The 15,396-nt window shown below is 66.5% G+C and carries 17 protein-coding genes; 8 read left to right on the forward strand and 9 right to left on the reverse strand.

Features of this window, described 5'->3' with window-relative positions; translation table 11 throughout:
- The coding region (locus NN4_RS38730) for an ROK family protein (RefSeq protein WP_186818836.1) at nucleotides 1–395 on the forward strand (395 nt) is incomplete at its 5' end.
- Here NN4_RS38730 and NN4_RS38735 read toward each other — a convergent pair.
- On the reverse strand, nucleotides 392–1,243 hold the full coding sequence (locus tag NN4_RS38735; RefSeq protein WP_147141692.1) for a class I SAM-dependent methyltransferase: 852 nt from the start codon (nucleotides 1,241–1,243) through the stop codon (nucleotides 392–394). The two genes, NN4_RS38730 and NN4_RS38735, sit on opposite strands and share 4 nt — an antisense overlap.
- Nucleotides 1,244–1,352: 109 nt before the next feature.
- Between NN4_RS38735 and NN4_RS38740 the strand changes: the two genes are divergently transcribed.
- Nucleotides 1,353–1,913 carry a hypothetical protein gene (locus NN4_RS38740; protein ID WP_147141695.1) on the forward strand — a complete coding sequence of 187 codons (561 nt, stop codon included), beginning with the start codon at nucleotides 1,353–1,355 and terminating at the stop codon, nucleotides 1,911–1,913.
- 109 nt (nucleotides 1,914–2,022) lie between these two features.
- Here the strand turns inward: NN4_RS38740 and msrA are convergent, their stop codons facing one another.
- From msrA to NN4_RS38765, 5 genes are all read right to left on the reverse strand, one after another.
- Nucleotides 2,023–2,490: a peptide-methionine (S)-S-oxide reductase MsrA gene (gene msrA / locus NN4_RS38745; RefSeq protein ID WP_147141769.1), complete on the reverse strand. Its 468-nt coding sequence runs from the start codon at nucleotides 2,488–2,490 to the stop codon at nucleotides 2,023–2,025.
- Nucleotides 2,491–2,534: 44 nt separating this feature from the next.
- Nucleotides 2,535–2,990, reverse strand: a complete 456-nt coding sequence (gene msrB / locus NN4_RS38750; protein WP_107656227.1) for a peptide-methionine (R)-S-oxide reductase MsrB — start codon at nucleotides 2,988–2,990, stop codon at nucleotides 2,535–2,537.
- An 80-nt stretch (nucleotides 2,991–3,070) separates the two neighbouring features.
- Nucleotides 3,071–3,859: a 2-phosphosulfolactate phosphatase gene (locus NN4_RS38755; protein WP_147141697.1), complete on the reverse strand. Its 789-nt coding sequence runs from the start codon at nucleotides 3,857–3,859 to the stop codon at nucleotides 3,071–3,073.
- Between the two features lie 89 nt (nucleotides 3,860–3,948).
- Nucleotides 3,949–4,611 (reverse strand): peptidylprolyl isomerase, encoded by a 663-nt coding sequence (locus tag NN4_RS38760; protein ID WP_147141700.1) that lies wholly within the window; start codon nucleotides 4,609–4,611, stop codon nucleotides 3,949–3,951.
- Between the two features lie 77 nt (nucleotides 4,612–4,688).
- The gene (locus tag NN4_RS38765; protein ID WP_147141703.1) at nucleotides 4,689–5,456 is read right to left on the reverse strand and encodes a DsbA family protein; all 768 of its coding nucleotides are present in this window, start codon (nucleotides 5,454–5,456) and stop codon (nucleotides 4,689–4,691) included.
- 123 nt (nucleotides 5,457–5,579) lie between these two features.
- Between NN4_RS38765 and NN4_RS38770 the strand changes: the two genes are divergently transcribed.
- On the forward strand, nucleotides 5,580–5,978 hold the full coding sequence (locus tag NN4_RS38770) for an NUDIX hydrolase (RefSeq protein WP_246181326.1): 399 nt from the start codon (nucleotides 5,580–5,582) through the stop codon (nucleotides 5,976–5,978).
- 58 nt (nucleotides 5,979–6,036) lie between these two features.
- Here NN4_RS38770 and NN4_RS38775 read toward each other — a convergent pair whose 3' ends face one another.
- Entirely contained in the window at nucleotides 6,037–7,116 is a 1,080-nt protein-coding gene (locus tag NN4_RS38775) for an ADP-ribosylglycohydrolase family protein (RefSeq protein ID WP_147141711.1), read from the reverse strand.
- 151 nt (nucleotides 7,117–7,267) lie between these two features.
- On the opposite strand from NN4_RS38775, the gene NN4_RS38780 reads away from it, so the two are divergent.
- From NN4_RS38780 to NN4_RS38790, 3 genes are all read left to right on the forward strand, one after another.
- On the forward strand, nucleotides 7,268–8,878 hold the full coding sequence (locus tag NN4_RS38780; RefSeq protein ID WP_147141714.1) for an alkaline phosphatase D family protein: 1,611 nt from the start codon (nucleotides 7,268–7,270) through the stop codon (nucleotides 8,876–8,878).
- A 263-nt stretch (nucleotides 8,879–9,141) separates the two neighbouring features.
- On the forward strand, nucleotides 9,142–10,872 hold the full coding sequence (locus NN4_RS38785; RefSeq protein WP_147141718.1) for a DUF3556 domain-containing protein: 1,731 nt from the start codon (nucleotides 9,142–9,144) through the stop codon (nucleotides 10,870–10,872).
- A 162-nt stretch (nucleotides 10,873–11,034) separates the two neighbouring features.
- Nucleotides 11,035–11,937: an aromatic prenyltransferase gene (locus NN4_RS38790; RefSeq protein ID WP_147141721.1), complete on the forward strand. Its 903-nt coding sequence runs from the start codon at nucleotides 11,035–11,037 to the stop codon at nucleotides 11,935–11,937.
- Here the strand turns inward: NN4_RS38790 and NN4_RS38795 are convergent.
- Nucleotides 11,934–12,248, reverse strand: a complete 315-nt coding sequence (locus tag NN4_RS38795) for an NIPSNAP family protein (RefSeq protein ID WP_147141724.1) — start codon at nucleotides 12,246–12,248, stop codon at nucleotides 11,934–11,936. The two genes, NN4_RS38790 and NN4_RS38795, sit on opposite strands and share 4 nt — an antisense overlap.
- Nucleotides 12,249–12,720: 472 nt before the next feature.
- Here NN4_RS38795 and NN4_RS38800 point away from each other — a divergent pair, with 472 nt between their 5' ends.
- Nucleotides 12,721–13,653, forward strand: coding sequence for an RDD family protein (locus NN4_RS38800; protein WP_186818838.1), 933 nt, complete (start codon nucleotides 12,721–12,723; stop codon nucleotides 13,651–13,653).
- 138 nt (nucleotides 13,654–13,791) lie between these two features.
- On the opposite strand, the gene NN4_RS38805 is transcribed toward NN4_RS38800, so the two are convergent.
- Complete coding sequence (locus NN4_RS38805; protein WP_147141730.1) at nucleotides 13,792–13,980, reverse strand: VOC family protein; 189 nt, start codon at nucleotides 13,978–13,980, stop codon at nucleotides 13,792–13,794.
- A gap of 208 nt (nucleotides 13,981–14,188) precedes the next feature.
- Between NN4_RS38805 and NN4_RS38810 the strand changes: the two genes are divergently transcribed.
- Nucleotides 14,189–15,370: an ROK family transcriptional regulator gene (locus NN4_RS38810; protein WP_147141733.1), complete on the forward strand. Its 1,182-nt coding sequence runs from the start codon at nucleotides 14,189–14,191 to the stop codon at nucleotides 15,368–15,370.
- Nucleotides 15,371–15,396 lie beyond the last annotated feature (26 nt).

The following is a 15,396-nucleotide window of genomic DNA, read 5'->3' on the forward strand; positions in this document are numbered from 1 at the left end:
TGTTGCGGCGCAACGGGCTCGGCCCCGCCGCCGACCAGCTGACCCAGGCACTCGACTGCGGCGACGAACGCGCCCGCGCGGCAGCCGATCTCGCCGGCCGAGCCCTGGGCACCGCGATCCTGTCCATCACCGCGCTGCTCGACATCGACGAAGTGATCCTCGGCGGCACACTCGCGCAATGGTTTCCATGGCTCGAGCCATCGATCCGACGCCAGCTCGCCGGCCGCCAGGCCCTGGTCCCCGACATCGAACCAGCCGTCACCCCGGCCCGCCTCGGCACCGACGCCACCCTCCTCGGCGTCATCGAATTCGCCCGCCGCGCAGCCCTCGCCGACCCCGCCACCGTTCCTCGCAGCGTTCCGATACCGAACCGTTCGGCGCTCCCGGCGAGCTAGGGAGCCTTGGTCGCCGCCACGGCGTACAGGAGCGGAATACGGGCGTCAGCAGGGGGGAGCCGCCACCATCCGCTGTCCTTGTCGCGAACCATGCGTTCGAATCTTGGCCACGGCAGCAGTTCGGTCTCCCGCAGTCGGGTGATGATCAACCCCGCATCGATCAACGCGGTGACCACCTCGCCGAGACCGTGCGCCCATTCGTAGACCGGGCTCGCGTCGGCAGGTAGGGCCGGGCCGTCGGTGTAGGTGTGCACGCTGTTGTGCTCGACCGCGCCGCGCCCTTCCAGGTAGTCGTTGCGCAGCAACAACTCCTGCCGGTCCGGCTCCGGCTTGGGCCCCAACGAGGTGAGCACCGGGTGGAACTCGACGATGTACGCCAGGCCGCCGGGCCGCAAGAGCTCGGCCACCACCGCCGCCCACCGATCGAGGTCCGGTAGATAGCACAGCGATCCTTTGGCGATGTAGACGATGTCGAATCGGTTGGCGCCCAAGGCAGTTACCGCGTCGTAGACGTCGGAGCGCACGTAGTCGATGTCGACGCCATGGTGCTCGGCGATGCGGCGAGCGTGTTCGACGGCCTGGCCGGAGAAGTCGAGCCCGACGGCACGTGCGCCGTGGCGGGCGAAGGCGATCGTCTCGGTACCGAGGTGGCATTGCAGATGGACCAGTTCGCGACCAGGCAAGGCGCCCAAGTCATCCCATTCGAACGGGGCGAACCACCATTCCGCGGGGATGGTGCCGTCCGCACCGTAGAACTGGGAGGCCGCGTGGATGGGGGTCCGCGCGTCCCAGTTGCGTTCGTTCGCACGCATGAGTTCGACGGTGCGGGAGTCGAATTCGCTGTCCATCTATCTCCTTGCTCGGTGCTGGTCGGCGGTGGTGTGTGCACGTTCGCGTCGGGCCAATTGTCCACGGTGGTAACGGAAGTGGTCCTAGTATCGGGACAGGAGGGGGATCATGAATCGTTCAGCGTTCTTCGCTATTTTATTGCTGTCCAGCACCGGCATCGCCATGTTTCCATCGTCAGGCGCGTCTGCCGCGCCGGTGGGCACCGCGGTCTGCTTCCTCGCAGGGAAGGAGTCCGCGCTACCGCCGGGCATCGGGCTGAACCCGTCGCGGCAGCAGATCCGCAACAGGGGGCTCTCGATCAACTGCTCCGGGCAGCTGAGTGGCCGCGAGCTGGATCCGAGCAAGCCGGGAGTGTGGGATGCGGATGTCACCACTGGCACTCGGCCCGGGTTCGGTGGGACCGGCACCTGCCTCACCGATGGTGGCGACGGGTATGTCACGGTCCGGCTGCCGACGACGGATGGCGGGGTGCTGCAACTCGACGGACCCGCCACCTATGTCAGCGTCGGTGCCGAGAACTATATGGAAGGCAACCTCGGGCCCTACCACTATGTTTCGTTCGTTCAGTCGATGCCCGACCTGAACCATCTCAACGAGGACTGTGTGACCACCCCGGTGCAGCATTGGATCAGCGCGGGGCCATTGGTGCTGTTCGACGCTGAGCAGTAGCAGCTTTCCTGCGCGAACCATATACGGCGACTGCGCCACCTCGTCGAGGTGGCGCAGTCGGTAGTTCGTCAGTCAGTTATCTTGTGCCCGAAGGCCTTCCGCCCGCGATCTACTGCGCGGCGGTCTCCCGCTTCGGCAACTTCCACCCGGGACGGGGGAAGTGGCAGGTGTATCCGTCCGGGTAGCGCTCCAGGTAGTCCTGGTGCTCCGGCTCGGCCTCCCAGAACGTGCTCGCCGGGGTCACCTCGGTGACCACCTTGCCGGGCCACAGACCCGAGGCGTCCACATCGGCGATGGTGTCCAGCGCAACCCGCTGCTGCTCCTCGTCGAGGTAGAAGATCGCGGACCGGTAGCTGGTACCGATGTCGTTGCCCTGGCGGTCCTTGGTGGTCGGATCGTGGATCTGGAACAGGAACTCCAGCAGCGCCCGGTAGTCGGTCTGCGCCGGGTCGTAGATGATCTCCACGGCTTCCGCATGGCCCGGGTGGTTGCGATAGGTGGGGTTGTCATTCTTTCCACCGGTGTAGCCGACCCGAGTCGACAACACCCCCGGCTGCTTGCGGATCAGATCCTCCATGCCCCAGAAGCATCCGCCGGCCAGAATCGCCTTGCGTGTGTCGGTCACGCGTCCTCCTTCGTGAACAGGGTCCGGTACTGTCCGTAACCTTCCGCCTCGAGGTTATCGAGGTGGATGAACCGCAGTGCCGCGGAATTGATGCAATACCGCAGGCCGCCTGCCTCGCGCGGCCCGTCGGTGAACACGTGCCCGAGATGGCTGCCGCCGTGCGCCGAACGCGCCTCGGTGCGAATCATCAGATGGCTGAAGTCCCGCTTCTCGACCACGTTCCCGGCGTCGATCGGCTTGGTGAAACTGGGCCATCCCGATCCGCTGTCGAACTTGTCGACCGACGCGAACAACGGCTCACCGGACACCACATCGACGTAGATACCGGGTTCGTGATTATCCCAGTATTCGCCGGTGAACGCCCGTTCTGTCCCGTTCTCCTGGGTGACGTGGTACTGCTCAGGTGACAGGGCGGCGACGGCCGCGGGATTCCTGTTGTATTCCTGTGCCACATGACCTCCTCATATCGGCCCCACGTATAACCCGCGACCCGGTTCGGAAAGTCCCCGCCCAGCGGGACGTCACACTTGCGTCACCAGTGTGCCGCGTCGACGGCCGACGCGTCGACGAATGAGCCGTCGACCAGCACCGGAACCGTCTTGCTCACGTCGATTTCGGTGGCGACGGCGACATCGTCGGCGAACCCGATCGCCGCCAATTCACGGCCCGAGGCGCACTCGGTGATCAGCTGTGCGACGTCGGCGGTCGCGTCGTAGCAAGTCTTGGCCGCCGAAGCTTCCGATGACAGCGGCCCGGCGCCGTGCTCAGCAAGGGCAGAGATGACCGCGGCAGCGCCGAACCAGTCTTCGATCGCCGGTCGCAGCACGTCCTGTCCCGGCCAGTGCTCACCCGCGGCGATCACCGCGATCGGCCGCTCCGTGCTGCCCCAACCTTGCTCGACCAGCCACCGGGCGACCGAGGATGCGTTCCGCAGGCAGGCCGCGATCACCGGCACGCCACTGACGGACGCCGAGATGGCCGACCCGTTCGGCGACGGCAACACCAGCCGGGCCGGGGCTGGCGCCCGCTGCAACGCCGCGGGAGACAGCGACCACGGCTGCTGAGCGGACGCCTTCTGACGTCCGACCGCCAGCCGCGCGTCCCGGCTCGCCGCGAACGCCGCGGCTGTCTCGTCGCGCCACGGATAGGGGAACACCCGCGTCCCAGCCTCGACCGCAACCGACACCGAGGTCGTGAACGACAGCACATCGACCACGACGAGCGCCGCACTGTCGGGCCCGAGCGCTCGCGCGCCTGCCGAGCCCCATTCGATCCGCACTCCCCACGGAAGTTGCTTCGACCACTCCGGAATATCCGCCATTCACGCCCCCTCAGCCAGCTGACCAGTGTGGCTTAAACAACCTGCCTGTACCAACCGATCAGCTCGGCAGCGGGGACAACGCGAACCGGCTAGCCCAGATGGGCGTTGGTGATCACCACCGGCTCGGCCGGCAGCCCGTCGCGCGGCCCGCGCTCGGTGGGTGTGATGCCGGCGGCGACCATCCGGTCCAGCACGTCCATGCCGCGCACGACCTGCCCGAGCACCGAGTAGTTCGCCGGAATGTTGGCGAAGGAGTGCACGATGAAGAATTCGCTGCCGTTGGTACCCGGCCCCTGGTTACCCATCGCCACGGTGCCGCGCGGGTAGGTTTCGGTGCCGTTCACCTCGTCGGGGAATTGGTAACCGGGACCGCCCTTCTCCACCTCGTAGATGTCGCCGCATTGCAGGACGCCGAGGCGGGCGCTGTCGGTCAGCCGCCAGCATTGGCTCTGATCGTAGAAGCGTTGCAGCACCAGGCTCGCCATGTTCTGCACGCCGCACGGGGCGGCGCCCGCGCGATCGAGTCGCACGGTCACCGGGCCGTAGTTGAACTGGAACGTCACGTCCATCGTGCCCACGGCCAGGGCGACCGGCGGCGGTGGCAGCACCGGGCGGGCCGCCGGGTTGTCCGGGGTCGGCGTGAAGGCGCACGTCACCACGGGAGGGCCCGCCGAGGCCGGGGCAGTGCCGGCAACCAGGCCGGACAACGATAGGACGGAGATGGCGAGCGCGGCGCCCCAGCGTGAGTTCATAGCGAGCAAGCTAGCGGATCCCACCGAAACAAGTTCGGCAAAGCGGCAATTCGGGCAGGTTCTTGTTCGACCGGCTACTACCGCGTGGCGCTGATCAGCGGACCGAGCCCGTCGGGGGCGAACAGATGCTCCGCGTCGGCGATCTGCTGACCGTTGACGAATACCGACGGGGTGGAGTTGACCCCGCCCGCGAGTACCTCTTTGGTCTTCGCCCGCAGGTACGAGTCGTACTTGCGCTCGGTAATACATTGGGCCACTGCGGCATCGGCGTATCCCGACTCCCTGGCGATCTCGATCAGCCGTTCGTCGGCGAGGCCGTCACCACCTTCGGCGGGCTGGTTGTCGAACATCGCGACCAGCCAGCCCTGGTACTTCGACGGGTCCGCCTCGGCGACGCAGAACGACGCGTTGCCCGCACGGGACGAGTACTGATTGGTCGAGGCCCGGTCCAGGAACGAGATGACGTTGTATTCGACGATGGCCGAACCGCTGGCCGCGGCCTCCTGGAGCACTCTGGCGTTGGCGCGGTCGAACATTTGGCATGCGGGACACTGCAAGTCGGCGACGACGCGGACCACGACCTGCGCGCCGGGATCGCCGATCCGGACCGCGCCGGTGTCGGTGACGCCAGCGGGAGCGCCAGGGAGTTGCGCGGAGTTCTGCACCGGCTTCGGCGTACCGACGACATCTTTGGTCAGATCTTGCGCCACGATCCCCACGCACAGCGCCGAGACGAGGGCGAAAAGCACACCGCCCGTCACCAATCCGACGAGAACCTTGCGATTGTGCGCGGCGCGCTGCGACTCCGACGGGAGACTCGACCAGTCGTCCTGCGTGGTGTTCACCTATGTGCCCCCGTGCTTCTCGCCGCTCGAACAGTTTCGCTCCGCCACCCTAATGGTTGCCGACCGGGTTTGGGGCGCCGACCGGTCGACCCGCTCCCGGGCCGGAAAAGTAGGGTGGGGCCGGTGATTCGCACAGCCGCGTTGGCCCACGTCAGGGATCGTCGTCTGCTGCAGGCGCGATCGATCGGCAAGGAAGTCTTCTACATGGCGGGCGGGAAGATCGACCCCGGCGAGACGCCCGAACTGGCACTGCATCGCGAGGTCAGGGAGGAGCTCGGCGTCGGCGTCGTGTCCTGCGACGAGCTCGGTGTGTTCCTGGCTGAGGCGTACGGACACGCGTCCGGCACCCAGCTGCACATGACGTGCTTCACCGCGGAACTCGACGGTGACCCGCAGCCGACCAGTGAGATCGCGGAGCTGCGGTACTTCACGGTGAGCGAGTACGCCGCGATGGAGCATGTGGCGCCCGGGTCGATGCTGGTGTTCCGCAAGCTGCACGAGCTCGGCGCCGTCGACTGGTAGTACGACAGCTCGGATCACTACGACGTCGCGCTTACCGCTCAGATGTACGCGGGCCTTGTTATAGCCCCTCGTCGACCGGGTATCGCGCGGCGAGTGCGGACCGATCGCCGACGCCGAAGTTCATGACGAGGTCATCGGCCACCTGAATCAGCACGTCGCGCCCCTCCACCGTGGACACCCAGTCCATCGGCAGTGCGGAGACACCGTGCATCGCACCGATCAGGTTCCCTGCCACCGCGCCGGTGGAATCGGAGTCACCGGAGTGGTTCACCGACAGCAGAAGTGCTGCCCGCACATCACCGGTCCGGGCCGCCTGCATGGCGCAGTACACGGCGATAGCCAGGCACTCCTCGGCGATCCATCCGCCGCCTATCTGCTCGACCTGTTCGGCGGCGGGCGCGTCCTCGGCCGACGTGACCGCTCGCGTCAACGCGTCGATTGTCTCCGCACTCTCCGGAATGTCGGTGAGTTGAGCAATGGTCTCCCGCACCGCTATCGGTAACTTGATCCCGCTCACCACCCGATCCACCAGCGCCGCGAACGCTCCCGCGGCGAGATAACCCGTGGGATGTCCGTGGGTCAACTGCGCGGCCCGCGCCGCGGTCGTGAACGCATGCTCAGTCCCCATTCCCGCCAGCCCGAACGGCGCGGACCGCATGACGGTGCCGCAGCCTTTGGAGTGCGAATTCACCGGCCCGTTTGCGCCGAACGGCTCCGGCGCAAGATAACTCAGCGCCTGTCTGCGGAGTCCGGACATGCACGCGTTCCCCGGCGCCCGCACCGCGTGCAGAAATGGCTGACTCATCAGCCAGCCGTCACTGTCTGCTGCCGGACCTTCCGCCTGCTGAGTCTGTAACCAGCGCAGATATGCCCGGCGCAGCGCAGGCATGGGGTCGGTGCCCGGCACCGACCGCAATAAGCCTTCCGCCGTGAACAAGGTCATTTGCGTGTCGTCGGTAATCTGCTGCGGCGCACCGTCATCGTGCTGCGGCAGAAATCCCGTCACTCCGTCCGCGCCGTATCGATCGCGAATTTGCGTCAGCGTCTGGAATTCGATGGGCCACCCCAACGCGTCCCCGACCGCCCCACCCAGCAGAGATCCCCGAACCCGGTCGAAAATCATCGCGTAATCCACCATGAGACAACATCATTACCGACCGAGCCGGTCGGTGTCGCGCTGTCACATCAGTGGGCGCGTCGATCACGGGACGCTTACCCGGTCGCAGATCGGTATCCGCTGAACGCACTTGCCAACCTCGGTGGCGCTGAACGAAGTAACGTCGACTGGTATGGCTGAGTTGGTTTTGGGCCCGGTTTTGCGGCATGTGGATGCGACCTCGGCGACGGTCTGGGTAGAGACGGACGGCGCGTGCGAAGTGGACGTACTCGGTCGGCGGGCGCGGACATTTCAGGTGGGGGAGCAGCATTTCGCGCTGATAGTCGTCGACGGGCTGGAATCAGATTCGTCCATTCCCTACCAGGTGGCGCTGGACGGCGTGGTCGCCTGGCCGGAACCGGCGTCCCCGTTGCCGCCATGCCGGATTCGCACGCACGTGGTCGAGAAGATTATCTTCGGTTCGTGCCGCGCGGCCAAGGCGACGCCCGAGGAGATGACACCGGACAAGCTCGGGCCCGACGCCTTGGACGCGTACGCGATGCGGATGCAGGGCCTGCCCGAACAGGATTGGCCGGATGCGCTGCTGCTACTCGGGGATCAGGTGTACGCCGACGAGCCCACACCTCGGATGAAGGAGTGGCTGGCGCAGCGGCGCGCCGGGCAGGAGCCCGCGGGCGAGGTGGCGTCGTTCCGCGAGTACGGCGAGCTGTACCACGAGTCGTGGTCGGACCCGGAGATTCGCTGGCTGATGTCGAACGTGCCCACCTCGATGATCTTCGACGACCACGACGTGCGCGACGACTGGAACACCTCGCGGACCTGGCGGGAGCGGATGGCGGAGAAGCCGTGGTGGCGTAAGCGCATTCGCGCCGGGCTCGCGTCGTACTGGGTATATCAGCACATCGGCAACCTGGGCCCGGACGAGCTCGCGCGAAACCTGCTGTACAGCAAGGTGACCGAGGCGGGCGTCGACGTGCAGGATCTGCTGGAGGACTTCGCCGAGGAGGCCGACAAGGAGGTCGACGGCCGCAAACCCACCCGCTGGAGCTACCGTCGCGACTTCGGTCGGATCCGGCTGCTGGTGATCGACACCCGCAGCGGACGCATCCTCGACGGTCAGCGGCTCATGGTCGGCTCCGACGAGTTCGATTGGATCGAGGAGAACGCCGCAGGCGACTACGACCACCTGCTCATCGGCTCGTCGCTGCCCTGGTTGATGCCGCACGCGCTCAGCTACCTGCAATCGCTCAACGAGCGCGCGGCGAGCCAGCCGGGTTGGCGCGGCCGACTCGGTGAGAAGGTCAGGCAGGCAGCCGATCTGGAGCACTGGCCGGCCTTCCGCGCCTCCTTCGAACGGCTGGCTCGACTGATCCACCGGCTCGGCACCGCACCCGACGCACCGAGCACCATCTGCGTGCTGTCCGGCGACGTCCACCACAGCTACGCCGCCCGCGCCACCTACGCGCAACCGACGAAATCCGAAGTGCTGCAACTGGTGTGCTCGCCGGTCCACAACGACCCACCCAAAATCTTCCGCCCCGCCTTCACCCTGTCCTGGGCCACCCCCATCGCCGCGGCACTGCGCCGCCACGCCGCCCGCCGCGGCATCTCACCCGACCCGGTCCACTGGCAAAAAGTCACCGGCCCCCACTTCGGCAACTCCATCGCCTCCCTCGACATCACCGGCCGCGCCGCCAGATTCACCCTCGAATCAGCCCGCCCAGACCACACCCTCGTCAAAGCCGCCGAACTCGACCTCCCCCTCGGTAACCACCGCCGCTAGGCCCTACGCCCTGTGTCGAAGTCCCATCCAGCGCCGCCGGCCTTCGACGCCGGTCCCTGCTGGTCAATTGATCATGAGGAAATGGTGCTGGCGTCGGTCGAGTGGGCGACAGCCTCAGTTCCCCGTGATCACGTGTCCAGTAGGACGGGCTGATCTTGGGACGGGCCGTTGACACGGCATTGCTGACCTGTCAACGTATCGAAGGACCGCGAGGTCCCTGATTCGGGTGGGTGCCTCGGTGTCGTCGAATCGGAGAGTGCTCGATGGGGTTTCTGGAACCCGACCTGCCGGTGGTCGATATGGCGGAGTGGAGCAAAGGCACTCGGAGCGAACGGATTCGGCCGATGGCCCGGCATTGGGCCGAGGTGGGGTTCGGGACGCCGGTCGCGCTGCATCTGTTCTATGCGGGCAAGGTGGGCCTGTATGTGCTCGGTGGCTGGCTGATCGTGTTGTCCACCAAGGGCATCGATGGGTTCACGAGCGTGGGGGACTGGTGGTCGGAGCCGATCGTCTTCCAGAAGGTCGTGCTGTATACGTTGCTGTTCGAGGTGGTCGGGCTCGGGTGTGGGTTCGGGCCGTTGAACAACAGGTTCTTTCCGCCGCTCGGTTCGATCCTGTATTGGTTGCGGCCCAAGACGATTCGCTTGCCGCCGTGGCCTGATCGGGTCCCGTTGACCAGCGGAACCACTCGTACGCCGGTGGATGTCGCGTTGTACGCGGCGTTGCTGGCGATGACGTCGATCGCGGTGATGTCCAACGGGGCCGGTCCGGTACCGGAGTTGGGTACGACAGTGGGACTGTTGCCGGTCTGGCAGATCGCGACGGTGCTCGGCCTGCTCGCGATCATCGGGTTGCGCGACAAGGTGATCTTCCTGGCGGCGCGGGGTGAGGTGTATGCCACGCTGGCAGTCACTTTCCTGTTCGCCGGCGCCGACATGATCGTCGCCGCGAAGATCGTCTTCGTGGTGATCTGGATGGGCGCGGCGACCTCGAAGCTGAACAAACACTTCCCGTTCGTGGTGTCCACCATGATGTCCAACAGTCCGGTCTTCCGGCGAAAGTCGCTGAAGCGCAAGTTCTTCGAGGACTTCCCCGACGACCTACGCCCGGGGCGACTCTCCCGCATCTTCGCCCACGGTGGCACCGCCGTCGAGATGTGCGTCCCGCTGGTGCTCTTCTTCTCGCACGGTGGTCTGCCGACCACGATCGCGGCGATCGTGATGATCGGCTTCCACCTGACGATCCTGACCGCCGTTCCCATGGGGGTGCCGCTGGAGTGGAACGTCTTCATGATCTTCGGCGTGCTGGTGCTGTTCGTCGCGCACGCCGACCTCGGTCTCGGCAGCCTGCAGAATCCGCTGCCGGTGACGGTGCTGTTCCTGGTGATCGCCGGCATCGTCATCGCCGGAAACCTGTTCCCGCGCAAGATCTCGTTCCTGCCCGGCATGCGCTACTACGCAGGCAACTGGGACACGACGTTGTGGTGCATCAAACCGTCGGCCGCCGCGAAGATCAGCAGCGGCATCGTCGCGATCGCCAGCATGCCGCAGGCACAGCTGGAGCGGTTCTACGGTAAAGACCGGGCGCAGATCCCGATGTTCATGGGATATGCCTTCCGTGCCATGAACACTCACGGCCGCGCGCTGTTCACCCTCGTGCATCGAGCCATGCCGCCCGGGCGCGAGGACGAGTACACCATCACCGACGGTGAGCGCATCTGCAGCACCGCGCTCGGCTGGAACTTCGGGGACGGCCACCTGCACAACGAGCAACTCATCGCCGCCATGCAGGAACGATGCCGGTTCGAGCCCGGCGAAGTCCGTGTCGTGCTGCTCGACGCCCAGCCGATTCACCAAGGGACGCAGGAGTATCGGCTCGTCGACGCCGCCACCGGCGAGTTCGAGCGTGGGGACGTCTACGTCGCCGACATGGTGACCCGCCAGCCGTGGGCCGACGACGTGCCCGTCCATGTCCGCCACAGCGGTCCGGACTGATCGGAGACCGCGGCAGCCGTCGTCGCGGCAATACCGCAGAAAACTCGGACCCCGCGCCACCACGCGACTATCCTGTGCCCAAGGCATTGTGTTCGACATTCTTGTTCCTGAGCCATCGGCGGCTGCGGACCGCCTGTGGCGGTTAGGTATTCGAGGTGACTCATGCGCACATCCGCCGTTCCGACTCTCGATCGCTTCCGACAGCACCTGCGGGAATACGCCCGTCTGGCAGAGGTTCGCTACGACCCGGCGGTGCTGGATCCGGTGCTGGATACCTTGTCCGATCTGTGGACCGGCTCCTTCGTCGCCGTGCGAACCACCACCCACCCTGTCCCCGAACGGCAGGTCAACGCGCGGGTGATGCATCCCGGCGAACCGACCGAGCTCATCCAGACCCTGCGCGACGCCGGACTGCTCACCTACACCGGCCATCCGATGGAACAGCTGCTGGCCGAGATCTGTGCGGCCGTGCCCGTACGCGCGGGCGTCGATGTCGCGCTCGCCGGCGGCGTGGAGAAAATCTGGCTGATCTTCCCCGAACTAATCAGCGTTGAGCGGATACTCGCCTTTCCCGGCATGCCCGAATCCGCCCGCGCGCACGCGGCGCACCTGTCGCGCTACGGCGGCCGAATCGGCATCCTCGGCGTGGATTTCGCCGCCCGCACCATGAACCTGTACTCGCAGGTGTTCGAAGCGGGCCAACTCACCGCCGCCGACATCAGCACGATCCTGGCCGACCTCGACTTCGTGCCGGCCACCGACGAGGAACTGGCGCTGCTCGGCCGCACCTTCAACCTGTACCGCACGTTCTCCTGGACTTCGCCACGCATGCAACGCATCTGCTTCCCGCTGCGCTGCACGGCCGCGACCTTCCCGACCCACCTCGACCCGGTACTGGCCCGCTTCGTAGAGGAAGCCCCCTTCGCCGACCCGGAAACCCGCGGCTTCGTGTTCTACACCGCCTACGGCGCCACTTCCCGCTACTACAAGATCCAGGCCGAGTATCTCGCCGCCCAACGTCCGGCTTTCCCCGGTGGCACCGAACCGCAGGTCACTCGGGACTAGCCTCTTTCGGGAAGCAGCGGCCGCATGAAGGTGCGCTCGTACCGGAGCACACAGCCGCTCTCGTCGCGGATGCGATCGGCTTCGATGAAGTCGGGATCGACACCGAACAGCGCCCGATACTGCTCGTAGGCCCCGAGGCCGGCGAAGCTGAACAACGCCATCGCCTTGTCGCTGGCGCCTTCCGCGGGCAGGAAATAGCCGTGATGCGTGCCGCCGTGCCGCTCGACCAACTCCATCCACCGGCGGCCGAAACGCTCGAACGCATCGATCTTCGCGGGATCGATCACATACTCCACAACACAGGTGATCATGGCCCCAGGCTACGACCGCACCGGTGGGCTGCTGCGCGAAGTTGCCGGGCTATTGTGTCGTGGGTCACACACTGTTTGGCCTACCGAACCCGGGGCATACAGCCCGTCGGGCGACGCACAGTGCGCGCCGTCGAAACAGTGCTTCGGAAGGATCGGTATCTGTCGTGGTTCTGCTGCTGGTGGGAATCGGTACTGCGTCAGCCGTCGTGATCGCAGCGCATGCCATGGTGGTGGCCGCGCATTTGGCGCAGCGCCGTGCTGCCCCGCGCCGCCGGGTGGCCGTGGACGTCCGCCCCGTCTCCTCGACGCGAGTCTCCGCCTGACCCAGGGCAAGCCCGCGAGTCTCAATTCTGTCGGCTGTTCGGCCGATTGTGCGACCTGCCTCGTCCGAGGAATCTGTGAGACGCAAGCAGAACCGCCGGCGCGCGGGTTTCCGGACTCGCGCAGCCGGCATTGCGAAGAGGTGCACATCATGGCCGAACCCATCCCCACGCCTGAGACGGCACCGGCGAACAGGCGAATAGTCGCGTGGGCGGTCGACTTCGCTGTGATCGTGGCGGCTGCGGTGCTGCTCGGCTCGGTGACGCACTACCGGATCGCCGACTACCTGTCCGGCTGGCCCGGCCTTGCCCAGTCGGGCGGCTGGAACCTGTTCCGCGCCAACGGAGATTGGGGCGGCGCGGGTAAGGCGTTCGGCTGGGACGTCTTCGGTGAAATCCTGCTACTGATCACCGAGGCGTTCCTCGCGCTGGTGCTGATCGTGTTCGTATATCACTTCGCCTGCCTGCTCTGGAAGGGTGGCACGCTCGGAAAGTTCTTGTTGGACATCCGAGTTCACGCACTCGCCGAACCGCACGGCAGACTGGGGAAGTGGCAGTCGGCCCGCAGGGCGCTGGCGAGCACCGTGGTGGATGTCGGCTTGTACTCCGCCGCCTGCATCGCCCTGCTCGCAGGCAAGTTCGTGCTGTCCCTTGCTCTTTGGCACATCGCCGTCCTCGCGTTCGTGCTCAACGCGGCTCCGGTGGCGAGCGCGAGCCGTCGCACCGTGATCGACCGCATCGCGGGCACGAAGGTTGTCCGCGCGGGCTTGTATCAAAAGTCATGGCAGGCGGCCAAGGGCGCGGCGATCATCGACCGTGGCACGCAACTCGGCCTCGAACGCGTGCAGGCCGTCTCCCAGGCCATGAAGCAACACGCCGAACACCTTTCCGAGGACGAACGCCTCCGCGAGCTGCGTGCGTCGACCCAGGCCACACAGCTGCGTCGCCTGGGCCAGAGCGCGGGCAAACACACCGGCGAGGCCGCCCGGCAGTTGCTCGATTCCGAACGGGGACAGCAAGCTCAGGCCACAGCCAAGAAGGTCGGCACCAATCTGCGGGCGACCTACGCGCGGCGACGCCGCTGATCAGCTTTCGATGTGCGCCGCAGCGGTGAGGACGAGCTTCCCGCACTTCGCTGATCGAAGCAGCCGGGGCGCGTCGCCGGTGCTCGCGGGAGCGTCGGCGTCGGCTTGCCGCGTACCCAGTTCTGGGCGACCTCGAAATCATCTGGGGAAATTCCCGATGACGCACACCGTCGAAGACGCGTCGCGGGTCGGCACGAGCGTGCTGAGGCCGACCTGCACCGTCACCCGCTCGGGTTCCGCCGCGACCGGAAGGCGTAGCGCGTCCCGGTAGAACTCGGCCGCCGCATCGAGATCTGTTGTGTCGATTGCTACTTCGCGAATGTGCATAGTAGTCCCTTCGGTGTCGTACGTTCGGAAACGACCCTTGATCCTCAGCGTTGGTTGAGGTCAGCGGCAACGTCCGACACGTGACGTGTGGGTATCCGCCACGCGGACAGCGATTGACAGCCAGACGAACCGGACATAGTGTCCCTCCTCACAGTAATTGGAAACTTTCCTAATAGTTCACCGGCCGCGGTGAGGGGAGGGGCGTCACGTGAATACGCGCCAGACCCTCGCAGGCACGCCCAGCCTGTTGCGCGCGATCAACGATCGCGCCGCGCTGGAACTGCTGCTCGCCAACGGCCCGCTGTCCCGCACCCAAATCGGCACGCTCACCGGCCTTTCCAAGCCGACCGCCTCTCAGCTGCTGTCACGATTGGAGGCGGCCGGACTGGTGGTCCCGGTCGGCACCATGCCGGGCGGGCCCGGCCCGAATGCGCAGCTGTACCAGGTGAATCCGACGGCAGGTTATGTGGCCGGGCTCGACGTGACCGCCTATCGGATCCGCATCGCCGTCGCCGACATCACCGGCCGGGTGCTCGCCGAACACGAGGTCGCCACCAAGGGCTGGCTCGCCGCCGAGACCATCACCAGGGTGGGCGAGGCGGTCGCCGAGACGGTCACCCTCGCCGAGATCGGCGACGGGGTCTGCTGCGAGGTGGTCATCGGCATCGGCGGCGCCCTCGACCCGGCCACCGGCAAATTGCGTTACGCCACACACCTTCCCGGCTGGCATTCCCCGCGGCTGGTCGCCGAACTGGAGTCGGCCATCGGCTGCTCGGTATCGGTCGAGAACGACGTCAACCTCGCCGCCATCGCCGAGCAGGCGCACGGCGCGGCGCAGGGCAGCGAGGACTTCGTGCTGCTGTGGACCGGCGTCGGTGTCGGCGCCGCGATCGTGATCGCCGGTCGGCTGCATCGCGGTTTCCACAGCGGCGCAGGCGAAGTCGGCTACATGCCGCTGCCGGGCGCGCCTATCGTGCACGACGTCCGCCGCAAGAATTCCGGCGGGTTTCAGGAATTGGCCGGAGCCCCAGCGGTGCTGGCGTTGGCGAAGAAGCACGGCCTGTCCGCGCCGACGGCCGCGCGGGTGGTCGCCGAGGCCCTGGAGACGCCGGGGTCCGGCGACGCGTTCCTGGTCGAGTTCGCCAGCAGGCTGGCCCTCGGGATCGCGTCGATCGTCTCGGTGGTGGACCCGGAGCTGCTGATTCTGGGCGGCGACGTGCCACGGGCCGGCGGCGAACGGCTGGCCACGCTGGTCGAGGACGCCCTGACCGAGCTCACTTTCGCACGACCCGCGGTGCGCGCCAGCACCGTACCCGGGTCGCCCGTCCTACACGGAGCGTTGGAACGCGCCTTGGCCACCACGAGGGACACCGTGTTCTCGACTCACTGATCCACCGCACCTCGAGCAGTACCCAG

The organism is Nocardia ninae NBRC 108245, from assembly GCF_007990755.1.
GTDB classification, from domain to species: Bacteria; Actinomycetota; Actinomycetes; order Mycobacteriales; family Mycobacteriaceae; genus Nocardia; species Nocardia ninae.

Coding starts and splice junctions, on each gene's coding strand:
- NN4_RS38755 (WP_147141697.1), bottom strand. CDS start 3,859: ATGGCGGATATTCCGGAGTGGTCGAAGCAACTTCCGTGGGGAGTGCGG.
- NN4_RS38760 (WP_147141700.1), bottom strand. CDS start 4,611: ATGAACTCACGCTGGGGCGCCGCGCTCGCCATCTCCGTCCTATCGTTG.
- NN4_RS38780 (WP_147141714.1), top strand. CDS start 7,268: ATGGCTGAGTTGGTTTTGGGCCCGGTTTTGCGGCATGTGGATGCGACC.
- NN4_RS38800 (WP_186818838.1), top strand. CDS start 12,721: ATGGCCGAACCCATCCCCACGCCTGAGACGGCACCGGCGAACAGGCGA.
- msrA (WP_147141769.1), bottom strand. CDS start 2,490: ATGGAGGATCTGATCCGCAAGCAGCCGGGGGTGTTGTCGACTCGGGTC.
- NN4_RS38785 (WP_147141718.1), top strand. CDS start 9,142: ATGGGGTTTCTGGAACCCGACCTGCCGGTGGTCGATATGGCGGAGTGG.
- NN4_RS38740 (WP_147141695.1), top strand. CDS start 1,353: ATGAATCGTTCAGCGTTCTTCGCTATTTTATTGCTGTCCAGCACCGGC.
- NN4_RS38795 (WP_147141724.1), bottom strand. CDS start 12,248: ATGATCACCTGTGTTGTGGAGTATGTGATCGATCCCGCGAAGATCGAT.
- NN4_RS38735 (WP_147141692.1), bottom strand. CDS start 1,243: ATGGACAGCGAATTCGACTCCCGCACCGTCGAACTCATGCGTGCGAAC.
- NN4_RS38790 (WP_147141721.1), top strand. CDS start 11,035: ATGCGCACATCCGCCGTTCCGACTCTCGATCGCTTCCGACAGCACCTG.
- NN4_RS38805 (WP_147141730.1), bottom strand. CDS start 13,980: ATGCACATTCGCGAAGTAGCAATCGACACAACAGATCTCGATGCGGCG.
- NN4_RS38775 (WP_147141711.1), bottom strand. CDS start 7,116: ATGGTGGATTACGCGATGATTTTCGACCGGGTTCGGGGATCTCTGCTG.